This is a genomic window from Salinivibrio sp. PR6 (assembly GCF_001995955.1).
GTDB classification, from domain to species: domain Bacteria; phylum Pseudomonadota; class Gammaproteobacteria; order Enterobacterales; family Vibrionaceae; genus Salinivibrio; species Salinivibrio siamensis.
Map to the genome: position 1 here is coordinate 45,000 of NZ_MUFA01000003.1, position 17,087 is coordinate 62,086.

General features: G+C 52.1%; 17 protein-coding genes and 1 riboswitch. Of the genes, 12 read left to right on the forward strand and 5 right to left on the reverse strand.

The annotated features are described in order from the left end of the window. Nucleotides 1-58 precede the first annotated feature (58 nt). The 3 genes from BZG72_RS02890 (at nt 59) to thiD (ending at nt 4,773) form a co-directional block, all read left to right on the forward strand. On the forward strand, nt 59-1,948 hold the full coding sequence (locus BZG72_RS02890) for a sensor histidine kinase (protein ID WP_077666034.1): 1,890 nt from the start codon (nt 59-61) through the stop codon (nt 1,946-1,948). Continuing rightward, a complete protein-coding gene (locus tag BZG72_RS02895) occupies nt 1,945-3,702 on the forward strand; it encodes a putative bifunctional diguanylate cyclase/phosphodiesterase (RefSeq protein WP_077666035.1) in 1,758 nt (585 codons plus the stop codon). Before BZG72_RS02890 ends, BZG72_RS02895 begins: the two co-directional genes overlap by 4 nt. A gap of 54 nt (nt 3,703-3,756) precedes the next feature. Continuing rightward, nucleotides 3,757-3,857: riboswitch (TPP riboswitch) on the forward strand. 61 nt (nt 3,858-3,918) lie between these two features. Next, entirely contained in the window at nt 3,919-4,773 is an 855-nt protein-coding gene (gene thiD / locus BZG72_RS02900) for a bifunctional hydroxymethylpyrimidine kinase/phosphomethylpyrimidine kinase (protein ID WP_077579453.1), read from the forward strand. A 115-nt stretch (nt 4,774-4,888) separates the two neighbouring features. Here the strand turns inward: thiD and BZG72_RS02905 are convergent, their stop codons facing one another. After that, complete coding sequence (locus BZG72_RS02905) at nt 4,889-5,914, reverse strand: potassium channel family protein (RefSeq protein ID WP_077666036.1); 1,026 nt, start codon at nt 5,912-5,914, stop codon at nt 4,889-4,891. Between the two features lie 174 nt (nt 5,915-6,088). Here BZG72_RS02905 and BZG72_RS16505 point away from each other — a divergent pair, with 174 nt between their 5' ends. Next, on the forward strand, nt 6,089-7,189 hold the full coding sequence (locus tag BZG72_RS16505; protein WP_274532473.1) for a methyl-accepting chemotaxis protein: 1,101 nt from the start codon (nt 6,089-6,091) through the stop codon (nt 7,187-7,189). 80 nt (nt 7,190-7,269) lie between these two features. Next, the gene (locus tag BZG72_RS02915; protein WP_077666038.1) at nt 7,270-8,172 is read left to right on the forward strand and encodes a homocysteine S-methyltransferase family protein; all 903 of its coding nucleotides are present in this window, start codon (nt 7,270-7,272) and stop codon (nt 8,170-8,172) included. A 99-nt stretch (nt 8,173-8,271) separates the two neighbouring features. On the opposite strand, the gene BZG72_RS02920 is transcribed toward BZG72_RS02915, so the two are convergent. After that, nucleotides 8,272-9,060 (reverse strand): alpha/beta fold hydrolase, encoded by a 789-nt coding sequence (locus tag BZG72_RS02920; protein ID WP_077666039.1) that lies wholly within the window; start codon nt 9,058-9,060, stop codon nt 8,272-8,274. A gap of 363 nt (nt 9,061-9,423) precedes the next feature. Here BZG72_RS02920 and BZG72_RS02925 point away from each other — a divergent pair, with 363 nt between their 5' ends. From BZG72_RS02925 to BZG72_RS02950, 6 genes are read left to right on the forward strand one after another with little or no spacing between them, the layout of a single operon-like run. Further along, nucleotides 9,424-10,191: a DUF3450 domain-containing protein gene (locus BZG72_RS02925; RefSeq protein WP_197075778.1), complete on the forward strand. Its 768-nt coding sequence runs from the start codon at nt 9,424-9,426 to the stop codon at nt 10,189-10,191. After that, entirely contained in the window at nt 10,188-11,537 is a 1,350-nt protein-coding gene (locus BZG72_RS02930; RefSeq protein ID WP_077666040.1) for a MotA/TolQ/ExbB proton channel family protein, read from the forward strand. The genes BZG72_RS02925 and BZG72_RS02930 overlap by 4 nt, the downstream gene beginning before the upstream one ends. Further along, the gene (locus BZG72_RS02935) at nt 11,534-12,082 is read left to right on the forward strand and encodes a MotA/TolQ/ExbB proton channel family protein (RefSeq protein ID WP_077666041.1); all 549 of its coding nucleotides are present in this window, start codon (nt 11,534-11,536) and stop codon (nt 12,080-12,082) included. Before BZG72_RS02930 ends, BZG72_RS02935 begins: the two co-directional genes overlap by 4 nt. Further along, entirely contained in the window at nt 12,082-12,486 is a 405-nt protein-coding gene (locus BZG72_RS02940) for an ExbD/TolR family protein (protein WP_046075609.1), read from the forward strand. Before BZG72_RS02935 ends, BZG72_RS02940 begins: the two co-directional genes overlap by 1 nt. Next, nucleotides 12,486-13,118, forward strand: a complete 633-nt coding sequence (locus BZG72_RS02945) for an energy transducer TonB (protein WP_077666042.1) — start codon at nt 12,486-12,488, stop codon at nt 13,116-13,118. Before BZG72_RS02940 ends, BZG72_RS02945 begins: the two co-directional genes overlap by 1 nt. Then, nucleotides 13,118-14,290: a tetratricopeptide repeat protein gene (locus tag BZG72_RS02950; protein ID WP_077666043.1), complete on the forward strand. Its 1,173-nt coding sequence runs from the start codon at nt 13,118-13,120 to the stop codon at nt 14,288-14,290. The genes BZG72_RS02945 and BZG72_RS02950 overlap by 1 nt, the downstream gene beginning before the upstream one ends. A 200-nt stretch (nt 14,291-14,490) precedes the next feature. Here BZG72_RS02950 and cspE read toward each other — a convergent pair whose 3' ends face one another. From cspE to soxR, 3 genes are all read right to left on the reverse strand, one after another. Then, on the reverse strand, nt 14,491-14,703 hold the full coding sequence (cspE, locus tag BZG72_RS02955; protein ID WP_046075612.1) for a transcription antiterminator/RNA stability regulator CspE: 213 nt from the start codon (nt 14,701-14,703) through the stop codon (nt 14,491-14,493). A 249-nt stretch (nt 14,704-14,952) separates the two neighbouring features. After that, nucleotides 14,953-15,912, reverse strand: coding sequence for a LysR substrate-binding domain-containing protein (locus tag BZG72_RS02960; RefSeq protein ID WP_077666044.1), 960 nt, complete (start codon nt 15,910-15,912; stop codon nt 14,953-14,955). 328 nt (nt 15,913-16,240) lie between these two features. Then, nucleotides 16,241-16,714: a redox-sensitive transcriptional activator SoxR gene (soxR, locus tag BZG72_RS02970; protein ID WP_074214475.1), complete on the reverse strand. Its 474-nt coding sequence runs from the start codon at nt 16,712-16,714 to the stop codon at nt 16,241-16,243. A 98-nt stretch (nt 16,715-16,812) separates the two neighbouring features. Between soxR and BZG72_RS02975 the strand changes: the two genes are divergently transcribed. Then, nucleotides 16,813-17,001, forward strand: a complete 189-nt coding sequence (locus BZG72_RS02975) for a hypothetical protein (RefSeq protein WP_077666046.1) — start codon at nt 16,813-16,815, stop codon at nt 16,999-17,001. The last annotated feature ends 86 nt before the right edge of the window (nt 17,002-17,087 follow it).

The following is a 17,087-nucleotide window of genomic DNA, read 5'->3' on the forward strand; positions in this document are numbered from 1 at the left end:
AGGTCCGTGGTAGACGCCCCAATATAGCTGGGGCGTTTTTGTTAGAGGCGGGAACACGATGACGGATCAATCTACCATGGATGGGTGGCGCACGGGCGGCTCGCAGGCTCACTACAAAGCGCTGGTTGACAGTGCGGCCGCCGCCATTTTAGTCATTGATGACCAAGGTATTATCCTTGATGCTAATCCTTTCACGCACACGCTACTTGGCTACGAGCAACAGCAGCTTATCGGTCAGGATGTGGCGTGTTTAATGCCTCCCGAGCATCGAGGCAAGCACGGCCAATACGTAGAAAACTACCTTGCAACCGGTCAGCCTAATGTTATTGGCACAGGGCGGCGTGTGAGCGCGCGGCACCGTGATGGGCGCCTGATCCCCATCCATTTGGCGGTGAGCGAAGTGTGGATCGATGAACGACGAGAGTTTATCGGCATTATGTCGGATTTAAGCGCACTCACGCATGCCCAAGCCACTGTTCAGCACGAGCGAAATCGGCTAAAAACCATCATCGATGCCATCGGTAATCCGGTATTTGTTAGAGAATTAGGTGGCCAATATGCGTTGGCAAACCGAGCCTGTTTACAAGCGGTGGCAGCGGACCATGTGAGCCAACTGGCCGACGCATTTGGTCGCGCGCTCCCTGACGGCATGCGCGATACCCTCAATGCACTCGATCACCAATTAACGGTCGACGGTGAGCCTGTACATATTGATGTGACTTTGCGTGACGGCCGGACGTTTAAGTTGGCGAAAACACTGATCCACCATCTTGCCGGTGAGCCTTACGCGATTGTAACGGTGGCGTACGATGCCACACCGCTATTGCAAGCGATGCAAGAGGCCGAGCGCGCCAACCAAGCAAAAAGTGACTTCCTATCTGCTATGAGTCACGAGCTACGTACGCCTTTAAACAGTGTGTTGGGGTACGCGCAACTACTACTCAAATCTCCCACTCAGATGCTGGCCGATCATCAGCGCCAGTACGTTGATCATATCCACCAAAGTGGGCGCCATTTGCTGGCACTGATCAATGACGTGCTCGATCTGGCCAAAATAGAGGCCGGACAAACAGTGCTTCATCTCACCTGGTACCCTGTTAGCGCATTGATCAATGATGCCATTCAAACCTTATCGCCGCTGGCAGAGCGACAGAACGTTAGCTTGCAAAATTGTTTGCCTACGGAGCAAGAGGGTGAGCTTTATGTGGATCCAACGCGGTTTAAGCAAATCTTAATTAACTTACTCAGCAATGCAGTGAAATATAACCATCCACAAGGCAGGGTTTGGGTGGATGCGCACACGCATCACGATAGTCTGACCATGACGGTGAATGATACAGGCATTGGCATTGCCGACGACCAGCTCGACGGCCTTTTCGAGTCCTTTAACCGTTTAGTGGCAGAAGACTCATTGATAGAAGGCGCGGGGGTTGGGCTGGCCGTCACCTATCAACTGGTGACTCAGATGCAAGGAGAGATCAGGGTCGCGAGTCAACAGGGCAAGGGCAGTGCCTTCTCGGTGACCTTCCCTTATCGCACTAAGCCACACTCCTCTGAGCCCCTGGTTGCAGAAGCCTCTGACGCGAATATACGCCTCACTCAGCCACACCGTGTGCTTTATATTGACCAAGGCAGTCACCAGCAACGGCTGGTCTCTGATTGCTTTGAGGACTGGCCGCTGTTGACCTTGCACCATGCGCACGATTTTTCGTTGGCTGAAGCGATGACACATACCCTCGCCCCATCACTTTTTATCATCCATGGTAATGACTTAGCGCGAATGCCCGCACACTGGACGAGCCTGGTGGAGCATAAACCGCTGATCATCCTTGGGGCGGAAGGGCAAGCCCATTGCAGCGCCGCCACACCACACCTACGACTACAGCAGCCCGTATCGTCAACTGCGCTCGCCGCGGCTATTCAATCGTTATTAGAGGACAGGGAATGATAAAGTCACCATCACAAGCGACCATTTTGATCATTGACGATCGCGCGGAAAACATTGACTTACTCACCGCGATGCTTGACCAAGCGGGGTACGTGCATCTGATTGGGCTAACGGACCCCTGTGCTGTGCACGACCACTTGTCGCCGGTGCCCGATCTTATCTTGCTTGATATGCGCATGCCACGGCGCTCGGGACTCATGGTGCTGGATGATCTGAACCAAGCATTGGGAGACCATTGTCCACCCGTCATGGTGCTCACTGCGGATAATGATGTGGGGTTACGTAATCAAGCGCTATGCCGAGGGGCGATAGATTATATCAGCAAGCCGTTTGATTATGACGAAGTGCTTCAGCGTATTCACAACCTACTGCAGTTACAGCTTAAAACATTGAAAGAGCGTGACCAAGCTGCGCGTTTGCAAATGTTGGTGAACAAACAAACCGCCACGTTACGCGCTCTTTCTCTTACCCACCCATTGACAGGTCTCCCCAATCGCCGAGCCTTATTGGATGCAGCGGAGCGACAATTGATGCGAGGGCCGGTGACGGTGTTGATGATTGCGCTTGATGGGATGGAAGCGGTGACGCAGCATCAAGGGCATTTAATGACCGAAGCCCTGTATAAGCACATTGCTGAGCTGCTGGCGAACAGTGCGGTGGCGCGATCGCATCGAGTGGGGGTTTGGGACAGCTCGAGATTGGTGATGCTGATAGAGGGAGACGGTAAAGAGGCGGCGAAAAAAGCAGCGAGGATTCACCGACTCATCAGTGGTCATCATACCCTCGAAGGGCGACTGATGTTCTTGCATTGCCATATAGGGATCAGCCGTGCTGACTCGGAAAGCGCCGATGTGCCGCAGTTGTTTCGCCAAGCGATCCTGGCTATTCCGACCGATGATCAGGCTGTCGGTGAGTATCAGCCCGAGCTAGACAGTAAAGCGCAGCGAGAGCACTTGATCCGTACTGAGCTTGGCTCGGCCTTGCAAAGCAATCATCTCTCCTTGGTCTATCAACCTAAATGGCGGCTTGATGGGGGCCTGCTGGTGGGCGCAGAAGCACTACTGCGCTGGCAGCATCCAGCCCTAGGGGCGATAAGTCCCGCCGAATTTATTCCCATTGCCGAGCGCAGCGCCGATATGATGCAACTTGGCGATAAAGTACTGGCGATGGCACTGGAGGCGGTGGCGCAATGGCGCGTAAAGGGCCTGACTGATGAGCACTTTCATCTGTCAATCAATGTCTCTGCCCAGCAACTCCGGCATGGTTTTGCCGAGAGTGTGCTGGCTCGCTGCCATGCGACAAACACGCCGCCGGCGATTATTCAATTGGAAGTCACGGAATCGGCACTGATTCAGCAAATCTCGGTGGCATTGCGCGAGCTACAACAGCTGCGGGATGCCGGGATGCATATCGCGTTGGATGACTTTGGCACTGGTTACAGCTCGTTAAGTTACCTTAAGCAACTGCCAGTAGACTGGGTTAAACTCGACCGCAGTTTTATTCAAGATTTGGCCACCAACGCCAGTGACAAACACTTGGTGGGTAGCGTGATTGAGTTAGCCCATGGCTTTGGTCATGGCGTGGTTGCCGAAGGGGTGGAAGAAGTCAGCCAGCAGCAGGTGCTACAGACAATTGGCTGCGACCAAGTGCAGGGGTTTTTATATGCGCGGCCGCTTATCCAAGATGGATTCGAACAACTGCTTAAAACCGCCCAACAAGGCAATACGACCATTAACCATTACGAGAATGTGTAAACGCGCCATCAGAAACATCAGACTTGCGCTTTATCATTAAGGTTTATATTCTGACCGTGTTAGTCGGGGAGCAAGTGATTGCTGAGACTGCGAAAGCAGGACCCGTAGAACCTGATCCAGTTAGCACTGGCGGAGGGAACTGACACGTTCAGCACACGAAGTGGCGCATTCTGGCTCGCTTTGTCTCCTTCCGCCCCTGATGATTAAGGGGCCATTATGAACCTATCTCCACCTGTTATTCTTACCATCGCCGGCTCAGACAGCGGTGGCGGTGCTGGCATTCAAGCCGATATCAAAGCGATTTCAGCCACCGGCGGTTATGCGTGCTCGGTGATCACCGCGTTAACCGCGCAAAACACCTGTGGCGTTGAGGCCGTCTCGGCGGTTGATCCTGGTTTTGTCCGTGCCCAGTTAGAGGCCGTTTTGTATGATATGCCGGTGCGTGCAGTGAAAATTGGTATGCTCGCCAACCAAGCGGTTATTCGCGAAGTGGCCGCCGTGCTGGCGCGATCGCCTCACTTACCGGTGATTTTAGATCCCGTGATGGTAGCCACCAGCGGCGATCCTTTGTTGGATGAACACGCCATGACAGCGCTGATTGAAGCGCTGATCCCGCGAGCAACCGTGCTCACCCCCAACCTGCCTGAGGCGGCGCGATTAACCGGTCAGCCTGTCCCCACCTCCATTGAGCAAATGCATGCGTTAGTTCCAGCCCTACGTCGGCTAGGCTGTCCTTATGTGATGCTCAAAGGCGGGCATTTACATCACGCCCCTGAAAGCGTGGATGTGTGGATTAGTCAAGATACCTGTCAAACCCTGAGCGCCCGTCGGGTTGAAACCGTTAATACACACGGCACAGGCTGTTCACTGTCTGCGGCGATGGCCTCTTATTACGCGCAGGGAATGACGCCCATTGAAGCCGGGCGGGCGGCTAAGCAGTATTTGACAGAGGCTTTAGCGCATAGTCAGCAGTTAAAGGTGGGAAGAGGCGCGGGGCCTGTGCATCATTTTTACGCCTACCCAGTCGAAGCGTGTCATTCTGATGCACAAGAAACCTCGGTGGTCGAATAGACCGTTTTTTCGCGAATAGGGCACGTAAAGCCAGTCCGCCGCCTCCATCTTGGCGGCGGCGGACTGCTCCGGAAGGGTTAATAGCCAGTGTCGCGTGTGATAAATGGTGCCCGAATCACGCCGCCGACCAATGCGGTAAACGTTCAGCGGCAATATAGAAAAGCCTATCGCCGGGGGCGACTTCGGTTTGCAAGCTGGGGTTAAGGGTAATGCCTTCACCTTTGTCGATACCAATTAAGGTTGTATCGTATTCATGCTTTAACTGATTGAACAAGGTACCCACATCCGTCTTGCTCGCGTTAGTCGGGTAGCGCGCACAATACTGTGTCATCCCTTGTGCGGTACTCAACAACTCGTGATGCAACTGGCTGGAACCCGGATCAACAGCGGCTTTCGCCAGCATTTCTACGGAAACAGACGGTACACATTCTGCGTGTGGATAGTGTTGTTTGAGTATTTGGCTCAGCGCGTCGTCTTGAAAGTAGGCGAGCAGATGCGCTGACGGATTTTTATGCGCGCAGAACAGGGCCGCAGATAGGGTAATATCGTCTTCTGGGTTGTCGATAATAATGCTCGAAGCACTATCAATCCCCGCACGCGCAATTCCCTCTGCATCGGTAAAGCTGGTGACGCGCACAAATTCCACCTCGCCGGGGAGCGGATTTTCCATTTCGGGACGTACGCAAAGCACAATTGGACGATCGCCATGCACACCGCTTTGTAGTAGACGAATGAGCTGAATGGTGCGTTGACCATTCCAGCCCAACACCAGAATATGATTTTTCACAGTAAGACTCCGTTTTCCTTGTAATCCACGTCGCCAATAATCCACTAAGGCACTGGTCACATGCCCAATCACAACGGCGAACAGCCCTAGCCCACCGGGAATAATCCAAAAGGCGGTAATCCACTGTCCTGCTTCTGTTGCGGGCGAATAATCGCCATAGCCGACAGTGGACGCGGTGACCATCAAGTAATAGACATAGCGGCCGAGTGACTGGGTCATCTCTGTTTCACCGGCGCCGTGTAAAAGTAGCCAGCCAATCCCGCCATAGGCGAGTACCACCAACCCCAAAATACGCCCGTTTAAATGCGCGAAGTGGCTGATAATCCAACGTTTAAAAAGCAACCAAAAGGTCATAGCGTTTCGCTCATTTGCTGCAGAAGGGTCAGTATGGCGGGAATTTTTATAGGTTTACAGTGTAAATCAAACGATTGGCGCAAAATGGATCACATTTCGCTTGGCTCATCATACATCGCCAATATTAAGCGTTAAAATATTATAAAAAGCTTAATTACTTAATTGGGAGTCAGCGTGTTTATATCTCGTCGTCAACTTGAACAAGAGCAGCAAAAACAAGTCGCTTTGCAGCAAAAAATCGAGCAGATTAACCATACCATCGACGCGCTGAATGCAGAGAAAGAGGCATTGCAGGAAGAGTTAGCCACCGTAGAGAAAAAACGCCAAACGGGAAAAGCCATCGACGCCAACTTGTGCCACTTCGGTGACTCAATCAATGCGACGCAATCGTCTCTGGCCACCTTGGCAGACACCATCAACGGTGAAAAAGAACGGGTAACGGACGTGAGCCATCAGGCGGCGTCGTGTGCCGAGCAAGTCAATGATCTTGCGCGTCACGTGCAGTCCTTATCCGCGCAATGTCAGCAATCGTCAGAAGCAATTCGTGCGCTCGACCAGCATGCCCAAGAGGTGAGCGGTATTGTGAAGTTGATTCGCGATGTCGCCGATCAAACTAACCTCTTAGCCTTAAACGCAGCGATTGAAGCGGCACGCGCCGGTGAGCAAGGTCGAGGGTTTGCGGTGGTCGCCGATGAAGTGCGTAGCTTATCGGAACGCACAGCCAGCGCTACGCAAGATATCACCCAGCTGGTCGAGAAGATTCGCGCTGGGAGTGGGCATGCTTGCACACTCACCGATCAGCTTGCCAGTGACGCGATTGAATATAGCGAGCAAGGCCAACAGGTGGCCGATGCGATGGCCACGCAGAGTGAGCAAGCACAGCATAGCCGTACCACTATTAAAGCCTCTGCGCTGCGTGCTTTTTGTGAACTGGCGAAACTTGACCATATTAGCTTTAAATTTGCGATATACCGCGTCGTGCTGGGTGAAGACAGCATGACCGCGGACGATATCACCGATCACACCCAATGCCGCCTCGGCCAATGGTATGAACAGGGTGAAGGCCAGCAGTATTTCGCGCAGTTGCAAACGTTTAAAGCCATTGCCGCGCCTCACGAGCAAGTGCATACCCACGCGAAAGCAGCGGTGGCAGCGTTTCATGCTCAGCAACCCGAGCAAATGGTCACTGCATTAAAAGAGATGGAAAGCGCCAGTATGACGGTGATTGATAAGCTTGAACATCTCGCGATTGAGGGCAGTGAAGAGGTAGCGTAACAACGGGGTGTTAAATCGATGAGCACATGGTAACCTCAAACTAAACCAAGGATAAATGGCCGAAGGAGGCTGAAGTTACCATGACATCGATAGCGTTACTCGATGGCGGCCTAGGACAAGAAATTTATCAACGTGGGCCGGATGTGAGCTCGAAGCTTTGGTCGGTCGCGGTGATGTTAAAACATGCCAATATTGTTAAAGACGTGCACAAAGACTTTATTCGTGCCGGTGCGAAAACGCATACCCTGAATACCTACCCAGCGACCCCCACGCGTCTGGCCAAAGCGGGATTGAGCGACAAAATAGACATTATTTACCAAAAAGCCTTCGAAGCGCTGCAGCAAGCGGTGGATGAGACAAGCGCCGATATCGATATTGCCGGCTGTTTGCCGCCGCTGGTGGGCAGTTATCTCGGTCAGCCGCAACGCAGCTTTGAAGACATGAAAGCGGAATTTTCGCACATCGCCCGCTTGCAACCTCACGTGGATGTGTTTTTAATCGAAACCATGACCAACACCCTTGAAGCGCGTGCAGCGTGCGCCGCCGCCCGTGAGCAAGGTAAACCGTTTGGGGTTGCGTTTCGGTTAGAGCCTAATGGCGCACTCCGCTCTGGCGAGTCGCTAGAACAAGCCATGCACGCGGTCACTGAATATGCACCGACAGCGGTGATGCTCAATTGCTGCGACCCAGAAGTGCTTACCACGGCGATGCCAAAGATGGCGACTCAGGCCGACATTGTGGGCGGCTATGCCAACGCGTTTAAATCGGTAGAAGACATGGCCAAAGGCAGCAAAGCCGATGCCCTGCAAGCGCGGGAAGATCTCTCCCCCTTAGTCCACACCGAACGCGTGCAACAATGGATTGCCGACGGTGCCCTGGTGGTCGGTGGCTGCTGCGAAATCACCCCCGCCCATATCCAACACCTCGCGCACACCCTTGAGCAATCCCACGAGATCATCAAGTTCTCGCAGTTAGCGGATTAGGGGTTACCGACAGTCCGCTCACTTGTTCCCGCGCAGGAGCGTGGGAACGAGTAACCTCTGGGGGAAAGTACAATCGCAGAGTGACCTCCACGCATTGGTCTAATCTTGCAAAAATGTGTTAATGCGATTGACCCACGGATAAGGACTTTCAAGTTGAACGGCGTGACCGCTCGGTATTTCATCGTACTCACTGTTAGGTATTGCTGATTGTACCTCTTGGGCTCGGTAAGGCGGCACCAAGGTGTCAAAAGCCATGGCTAATACGAGCGTTGGGGCTTGAATCTTCGATAAATGCTGGCGGATGTCTAGGTCTTTGCCGAGTGCGATTCTTCGGTAAGTATCAGTCAATCCTTTTGTGGCGCATATACGCGCTATCAGTTCTGGATCCATATTAGCCAGAAATGTTGGACTCAATACATGGCTCAGTCCGAACGCAGTTGCTTGTTGAGGCGCGGTTTCCTCGAGTGTTTGCCAGGTATTAAACACCAGTTGATGGCGCGGGTCATCACCATGGCACCAAGGTGCACTTAACACTAATCGGTTAATAAAATCAGGGTGCTGCGCGGCAACGTAAGCGGCGACGGTAGCCCCGAGTGAGTGGCCAACGAGATCAACCTTCTTACGACCTCTTTCTTTAATGATGGCGATCACCTGATCGGCGAGAAAGGATACTGTCAGATCATGCTCGGGTAAGCTGGAGTCTCCACACCCCGCATAATTGGGAACGATGATTTCACGATGGTCAAATGCATCGAGAAGTGCGCYGTAACTCGCTAATCCATCACTATTGGTACCATGCAACAGGATAAGCGGATAGTCGGATTGATTAGGCTGATAAATATGATAGCTACAATGAGAATGGTTGGTCGATACGAAGACTTTATTCATGGCTGTTCAGATTGCATATCCAATGGGCCATAGAGCGTGCCACAGCAACGTCAATAAAATTGCGATAACTCTCTAAAATTATTATTTTTTCATTATCAGGTGTGATTGAGTAAAGCTAATTGGCGAATAGTGAATTATTTCCACATCGGCGCAGACCATCGTGATGAAATGCACTATCCCGCTTTATAGCACTGTCAGCTTATCGTGACTTGATATGAGTAATATTCCCGCACCTCTGGACCTGCTAGGCTAGATTTTTGTCGCTAAACTCGGTACATTGCACGCAAATAGAAACTATTCTCACTTTTATTTGTGGCAAAGCCATACCATCAAAGCATGTTTGCAGATATCACCATGATAAAATTGTCTTCATTTCGGCTCGCGCTCGGCGTTGCGTCCTGTTTGGCGCTGACCCCAGCAGTGAGTGCGGATCAACTCGAAAAGGCGCAAGCGATTGAGGGGAACACTACCCAAGAGGCCGCGCAGTCACAGTCACGGATTAATCGTCATTCTGATAGCAGCTTGGCCATGCGCCAAGAAATTGAGCAGCTACAAGCGCAGATCAGTAACCTGGAAATCTATCGCGATCACTTGCAAAATTTGGTGGTCAATCAGGATAAAGAGGCGACCAGCCTGCGGAATCAAATCGACGAGATTAAAGACACTCGCCAAGGCATCGTGCCTTTAATGTATCGCATGTTGGGTGGGCTCGAGCAGTGGCTTGCCGAGGATATTCCTCTCAAAGCCGATCAACGCCAAGCCCGTTTACAAAAACTGAAAGCCATGATGACCCGTGCTGATGTGGCGGACTCGGAGAAATTCCGTCGTATTCTCGAGGCATACCAGATTGAGCGAGACTATGGCAGCAAGCTTGATGCCTATCAAGATACCGTTGTGCTCGATGGTCGAGATCACCAGGTCGATGTCCTCCATCTTGGCCGTATGTCGCTGGTGGCGCGTAGCTTAGATGGTAAGCAGTATTGGCTGTGGAGTGCCCGCGATGATCAGTGGGTCGCATTGGATGCGAGTGTCGCGGAAGCGGTGGATAAGGCCTTTGCGGTGGCGCAAAAGCAAATGGCACCGTCATTGTTATCTCTGCCATTGAGTGCCAACCAAGGGGTGAAATCATGAGCTGGAAAACCCTGATTGTCGCAACCTGTTTTGTCGCCGTTGCGCCTTTTACCCACGCTGATGATCTTGTTGGTCAAACCCAACAGGCGCATCAACAGGCGAGTGAGCATAACCAAGCGCGAGAAGCACAATTCGCGATGACCGAGCGTGAGCTACGTGAGAAGCTCAATCAGCTCAAAGCCACGCGCAACGCGTTAGAGGCGGAAACCGAGAAGCTCAGTGACACCTTCAGCGATAACGAGCAACAACTGGCGTCGTTAGAAGATAAACTGCGTTTGGAGTCGGGCAGTTTGGGTGAGCTGTTTGGTGTGGTGCGCCAGGCAAGTAAAACCATTCAGACCGACGGGGCGTCGAGCTATGTGGCGATCACTCAACCTGCGTTTAATCAAACGGTGGCGGATATTGTTGCCGCCGATACTTTACCCTCGCTCAAGCAGCTTAATCGCCTGTGGCAGGGCATGCTCACGCAAATGCAAACCAGTGGCGAGCTGCAAGCCCTTTCTCTACCTGTGGTGAATGCGCAAGGTGTGTCGGCGGAACAGTCGGTGGTGCGAGTGGGTAACCTAGGCTTGGTGAATGAGCAAGGGTATTTAAACTGGCAATCGGCGCGACAAGTGGCCGTTCCCTACCGCGCCCAACCGGATGACACGTTAACATCCGCAAAGCTTGAACAAGCCATCGGCAACGTGGGTGAGACCGTGCTTGTCGATCCATCACGGGGCTTTTTACTCGGACAGCTTGAAAATGCGCCAAGCTTGAGTGACCGCTTTGCGCAGGGTGGCTTCGTCGCCAAAGTGATCGCGGCCTTATTGACTGTCGGCTTGTTAATTGCTCTTTATCGCGGTGCTGTCTTGCTCTCGATTCACGCCAAAATGCATCGCCAGCTTAAACATCCTGAGTCGCCAGAGGATAATCCGCTTGGCCGTGTGCTAAAGGTCTATCATGATGCACCAAAGCGTGATGTGGAATCACTGGAGCTGCGTTTATTGGAAGCGGTGGTGGATGAGCAACAAGGCTGCGAAAAAGGCCTCTCGATGCTAAAACTGCTTGCCGCGTTAGCACCGATGCTCGGCTTGCTGGGGACGGTGACCGGGATGATAGAAACCTTCCAAGTGATCACCCAGTTTGGCAATGGCGACCCGAAAGTGATGGCAGATGGCATCTCGATGGCGTTGGTGACCACAGTGCTTGGCTTGATTGCGGCCATTCCGTTACTGTTAGCGCATAACATCCTCAGTGGGCAAGCTGATCACATTCGCGGCATGCTGGAAAAGCAAAGCATTAGTTTGGTGGCTGAACAAGCTGAAAACAGTGATCAGCGAGCGGAAACCGGACAAGCGGCATGATAGACGTCGAGTTATTCTCACTGCTTGGCCAGCAAGATATTTGGAGCACCTTGCGTCATTTTATGGCGCAAGGTGGGCCCGTGCTTTGGTGGCTCGGTGTGGTGGTATTGGTGTGCTGGGTGTTGGTGATTGAACGCCTGCTATACCTGTATTCACGGTTCCCCGCACAACGTCGTGCGTGGATTGCGGCGTGGCAAGCGCGTACCGATCACCATTCTTGGCATGCACGCGCCATTCGCCAAGGCTGGTTGTTTCAAGCCCAACAGGATCTCGGCCGTTATCTTGGCTTTATTAAAGCCCTGGTGGCGATTTGTCCGATGTTGGGGCTGTTAGGCACGGTCACGGGGATGATTTCTGTGTTTGATGTCATGGCCAGTCAAGGCACCAGTGAGCCCCGCTTAATGGCCTCAGGTATTTCAATGGCCACCTTACCCACCATGGCAGGTATGGTAGCTGCCTTGGCCGGTATGTTTGCCCATGCCCGTTTAGTTAAAGCCTGTCAGCGCCGTGAAATCGCGCTGGAGCAGGCGCTTCGGAGTCAGTAATGCGATTGATTCGAGCCCAAAAACAGCGCGAAGAAGCGCAGGTTGATTTAACCTCCATGTTGGACATTGTGTTCATCATGCTGATCTTTTTTATCGTCACCAGCTCGTTTGTGCGCGAGTCTGGCGTGGAAGTAAACCGTCCGGAAGCCAGCCACTCAACCAGCCAAAAAGAGGCGGGTATTTTTGTCGCGGTCACCGCCTCGAATGAGGTGTACATTGATAAGCGTCTTGTCGATGTGGAACGTGTGGAAGCGACCCTTGAACACCTGTTGCTCGATAAGCCTGACGCTTCGCTGGTGATTCAAGCCGATGAGCTGGCCTACAATGGCACCGTGGTTGAAGTCATGGACGCGGCGAAAGGTGCCGGCATTGGTAGCATTGCGTTGGCCACGGAGTCGCCGTAATGAAGCGATGGCTAATCTCATTGCCGGCGGCGTTGGTCTTTACGCTTGGCCTGTTTATGTTGATGGCGTTGATGGTCGGACAGTCGTCTCAGCGTCCTCAGGAGACGCCTTCCTCGGTAAGCATTGATATTTTCATGCAAGAGCCGGATACCGAGGTACAACGCCGCCAACGCAGTGTGCCGGAGCGCCCGACACCGCCTGAGGTGCCCGATCCACCGACGCCGGTCACGCAAACGCAGACACAATCCAGCGCGGCGCCACAGCCGGATATGCCTAACTTGAATGTGCAAAGCAATATTCAAGGGGTGATGGTGCAAGCCCCGTCGCTAGGCGATTTAAGTGTCAGCACCGGGCCGAACAATCAGCAGGCGATGCCGCTATTTCGGGTCGAGCCCAACTATCCACCACGTGCCATGCGCCGTGGCCTAGAGGGATTTGTGGTGGTGAGCTTTACCATTAGCCCCTCGGGACGTCCACAAGATTTGACGGTGGTCGATGCGAACCCGCCACGTGTTTTTGAGCGAGAGGCGTTACGCGCGCTTCGAAAATGGAAATATGAGCCGAAAGTGGTTAACGGAGAAGCCGTGGCCCAACCCGGTCAACAGGTGAAACTGGAGTTTAACTTACGCTAATGTTTAAACGACTCATTGTTACCTTAGTATTGTTCACTGCGCTGCCAGTCGCCGCGCAGCTGTCACCCTCGGTGGCTCGCTCGATTGAAAAAGCACAAACGTTAGAGCAAGACGCCAAACTGGGGGAGGCGATTGCCGTGCTCGAAGCGCTGTCTGCTGAACGCGCCTACGATAAAGCGTTTGTCGATCGCGCGTTGGGGGTGTTCTATTGGCAATATGGTAATAACGACAAGGCGATCGTCCATATTCAACGTGCGGTTGACAGTGAACAGTTGCAAGATGCGCAAGCCTGGCAAACCAAGCGTATGCTCGCTGATTTATTGTTGATTGATGGTCAATATGCCGCTGCACTTCAATACTACTATCCGCTGGCGCGTTCGGTTCCCAAAGAGAAATCGGATCAAGCGGAAGATGTATGGCTGCGGATTATGCAGGCGCACTATCAGCGTGAACAATGGAGCCAGGTATTAAACGCCTATCCGGCGTATCAGGGCGTAGTAAAAAATAGCGCCAGCGTGTCAGCGCTGTCATTGAAGTTGGGAGCGCAGCTACAACTTGAACAATGGCGCGGGGCGACACCGACGCTTAAAGCATTGTTGAAGCTCGAGCCTGACAATAAGCAATGGTGGCGCCAATTGGCGGCCAACTATGTGCGCTTGGAGCAGCCAAAAGAGGCGATCAGCACCTATTTGCTCGCCAAGCGAAAAGGGATAGCGCTTGAACCGAGTGAGCAGCGCACGGTGGCGCAGTTGTATGCCAATGTCGGCGTCCCGGAGCGGGCGGCGAAGTGGCTCAAACGCTTGCCTGAGAACGAGCAAGATGCGCAAACGCTCGCGCAGCAAGCAAGCTTATGGCAGCAAGCGCGAGAATGGTCTCAAGCGGTTTCAGCTTGGCGTTTAGCCGCACAAAAAGACCGTCAGTACCATTGGCAATTGGCGTTAATGCAAATTCAGCAAGGCGACTATCAGCAAGCACTTACTTCGCTTGATAAGGCGGGTAAAGGGGCATCTGCTAAAGAGATAGCGCTGACAAAAGTGCGCGCCTACTACAAACTGAAGCAGTTTGACCAGGCCCTTGAGCAAGCACGCATTGCTAAAAAGATTGCCCCTGATGAGGCGGTAGAGAGCTGGTTAACGTTTTTGAAAAAGCGTCAGACAATGCAGCGAGGCTGATTAAGTCACACTTAGCGAGTGACCCTTGGTCGGTTACTCTGATAAAAAGCCCCAGCTTGGTGCAACACCAGATAGCCGGGGCTTTTTTGTGAAAACGTGTTGCGTCTATCGTTTGCCATCCGCTGTGTTGATCACGTTCGCCAAACTATAGGCACAAAAAAAGGGCGCCTGAGCGCCCTCTATCAATCAGATCTGGCTTCTTATGCGACGGTAACGTCAGATGCCTGTGGGCCTTTTTGGCCTTGCTCAACGGTGAAGTTCACACGCTGGCCTTCAGTTAGGGTTTTGAAACCTTCGCCAACGATCGCACGGAAGTGTACAAACACGTCTTTTTCGCCGTTGTCACGAGTGATGAAACCGAAACCTTTCTCTTCGTTAAACCACTTTACGATACCAGTTGCTTGATTAGACATAATCATTCTCTCTTAAATTACAAAAAATAGGATAGCTTTGAACGGAGTCGATGAAATGTCTAAAAGCGAAAGCGGGTAACGTTAGAAACTCTATAATATTGATAATAGCGTAGCTTATGTTGACTTTTACTTGATGTATCATTGATGCTCCATGTTCCAGAGCTGTGACCACCATACAGCATTCCACTCACATGTAAAGCACTTATACTTTTTTTTGAAAATTTGTAAGCCCGTACTGTGTTGAGTGTATTAGTGCTCTCTTTGCGTTACGGCGTGAGTATCGTTGTACAGGGTGATCTCCCGTGGCCAAGTTGCCTTGAACTCATCCGCTTGCTGCTTTATCCAGCAACAAAATTGGTCGACTTTATCGCGTTTAAAGTAGCCAGCAGGGGCGCACAAGAAGTAACCATTGGTAGGTTTTACCGCTGCTCCACCGATACGCACTAGGGTGCCGTCAGCTATATATCGCTGCACCAAACTATGACGAGCCAGCACTATCCCTTGCAACGATAATGCGCCTTCAATGGCATAGTTAGAGCCGTTGTAAGTGATGGTTGAGGAGCCCCCTGCGATGCCGACGGTATTGAGCCACCGGGTCCAGTCCATATCACGCCACATATCACTGATTAAATGACCCTTGGGTAAGTCTTCGAGGGTATAAATGCCTTCTTGCTGCTGATAGAGAGGGTGGCAAACAGGGTAGAGGATATCGCCCATCAGCCATTCACTGTGCAAGCCGTCGTAGTGGCCGCCACCATACCGGATACATAGATCAATCGAGGATTGTTCGAAGGTATTCAACGTGGTGGTGGATTCCAGCATGATCGATAAATCTGGGTAAGACGCTCTGAATTTTGCAAGCCGTGGGACCAGCCAGTTTTGGGAGAATGATGGGACGGTTGACAGTGACAACTGATGAGGGGCCGGATCATTATTGAGCAGCCACACACCGTTGAGAATACTTCTAAAGCCTTGTTGGGCATGTGAAAAAAGAATCTCGCCTTCCGGTGTTAGCGTCACTTTGCGATGCTGACGATAAAAGAGAGGGGTATCGAGCCACTCCTCGAGTAGCCTTATCTGTTGGCTGATGGCGGCCGCCGTAACAAACAACTCATTGGCAGCGGCTTTAAAGCTGCCTAGGTGAGCAGCTTGGTAAAAGTAATATAAACCTTGGAGCGGCGGCATGCGTGTAGTGCTGGCGTTTGACATAAGCTCACCTTAACTGAATGTCAGTGTTTATCGTTTGAGCATAATCGTTGGTTGAACAAAAATAAACCATAAGAATTGTTCAAAAAGGCGATATACCATGATGACGATGTATGACCCAGTATTCCCGACCATAAAACAAGTTGTCACTTCAGTTAAGAAAGCATTAACTGTGTGGCGTGCAAGACGCGCAAAAGTCAAGCGAGCGGTGCATGTCTCAGCGCTTCCTCAGCACCTACGTGACGACCTCGATTTAGAGGTGCCTCACAGAGCGCGGCCTAACGCGAGTGACTATTTGTTTCGCCGATGATCTGACCGATTGAGGGAAGGTTTAACCTCTTCCCCAATCTTTTAACAGTTGGGTTACTCCCATTTTCGGGTGATTCAACACGTTGTCATCTTGGGTGACTTCACCGACCACATCATTGGGGTTATAGAGCGAGCAGGTTTTCATTGATAGGCAGCCACAGCCAATGCAGCCACTTAAATTGGCCTGTAACTGCTGTAAGCGCGCGATTTGCTCATTAAGGGTGGCATCCCAGCGCTGTGCCATATCACGCCATTGCTCTTTGGTGGGAGCGCGGTGAGAGGGCAGTTCACTTAATGCTTCGCCTATCTCTTCAAGTGAGAGCCCCACATGTTGTGCAGCCTTAATCACCGCAAGACGACGCAGAACAGCGCGGTCGTAACGGCGTTGATTGCCCGCATTACGCCAACTGGTGATCAAGCCTTTTTGCTCGTAAAAGTGTAGGGTGGAGACCTTTACCCCCGCGCGTTTTGCCACTTGCCCAACGCTCATTTCCATCTTTTTTCACCTTTTTCTGCCACTCCTTGTTTACCTCAATATAACTTGAGGTTTCATCCTGACTAGCATCTTCACAACACAATGAGAGGGGAATCACGATGAAAGAAATGAAAGCGGGCGTTACCTCAATGTTATTGGCGATTATCCAAGGTATTCAAGGGCGAGTTGGTAAGAACCGTAAACCGAAAGCAGTGCCAATCGCATCGATGCCAGCCCACCTTCAAAATGACATAGGGGTGGATACTCTGGATGCTAATGTGCGTCCCTCGGAGAGTCGCTTTCTATAAGCGCGCTGCATCTGTCGCTGTTACAGCATGGGTTGCAGGATGCGAGAAGCGAGGGTAGAAAAAAGGCCAGTCATTGCTGACTGGCC

What these genes read in the sequence shown, in the direction of transcription:
- BZG72_RS02890 (WP_077666034.1), top strand. Translation starts at nt 59, where the DNA reads ATGACGGATCAATCTACCATGGATGGGTGGCGCACGGGCGGCTCGCAG.
- BZG72_RS02895 (WP_077666035.1), top strand. Translation starts at nt 1,945, where the DNA reads ATGATAAAGTCACCATCACAAGCGACCATTTTGATCATTGACGATCGC.
- thiD (WP_077579453.1), top strand. Translation starts at nt 3,919, where the DNA reads ATGAACCTATCTCCACCTGTTATTCTTACCATCGCCGGCTCAGACAGC.
- BZG72_RS02905 (WP_077666036.1), bottom strand. Translation starts at nt 5,914, where the DNA reads ATGACCTTTTGGTTGCTTTTTAAACGTTGGATTATCAGCCACTTCGCG.
- BZG72_RS02915 (WP_077666038.1), top strand. Translation starts at nt 7,270, where the DNA reads ATGACATCGATAGCGTTACTCGATGGCGGCCTAGGACAAGAAATTTAT.
- BZG72_RS02930 (WP_077666040.1), top strand. Translation starts at nt 10,188, where the DNA reads ATGAGCTGGAAAACCCTGATTGTCGCAACCTGTTTTGTCGCCGTTGCG.
- BZG72_RS02935 (WP_077666041.1), top strand. Translation starts at nt 11,534, where the DNA reads ATGATAGACGTCGAGTTATTCTCACTGCTTGGCCAGCAAGATATTTGG.
- BZG72_RS02940 (WP_046075609.1), top strand. Translation starts at nt 12,082, where the DNA reads ATGCGATTGATTCGAGCCCAAAAACAGCGCGAAGAAGCGCAGGTTGAT.
- BZG72_RS02945 (WP_077666042.1), top strand. Translation starts at nt 12,486, where the DNA reads ATGAAGCGATGGCTAATCTCATTGCCGGCGGCGTTGGTCTTTACGCTT.
- BZG72_RS02950 (WP_077666043.1), top strand. Translation starts at nt 13,118, where the DNA reads ATGTTTAAACGACTCATTGTTACCTTAGTATTGTTCACTGCGCTGCCA.
- cspE (WP_046075612.1), bottom strand. Translation starts at nt 14,703, where the DNA reads ATGTCTAATCAAGCAACTGGTATCGTAAAGTGGTTTAACGAAGAGAAA.
- BZG72_RS02960 (WP_077666044.1), bottom strand. Translation starts at nt 15,912, where the DNA reads ATGTCAAACGCCAGCACTACACGCATGCCGCCGCTCCAAGGTTTATAT.
- soxR (WP_074214475.1), bottom strand. Translation starts at nt 16,714, where the DNA reads ATGGAAATGAGCGTTGGGCAAGTGGCAAAACGCGCGGGGGTAAAGGTC.
- BZG72_RS02975 (WP_077666046.1), top strand. Translation starts at nt 16,813, where the DNA reads ATGAAAGAAATGAAAGCGGGCGTTACCTCAATGTTATTGGCGATTATC.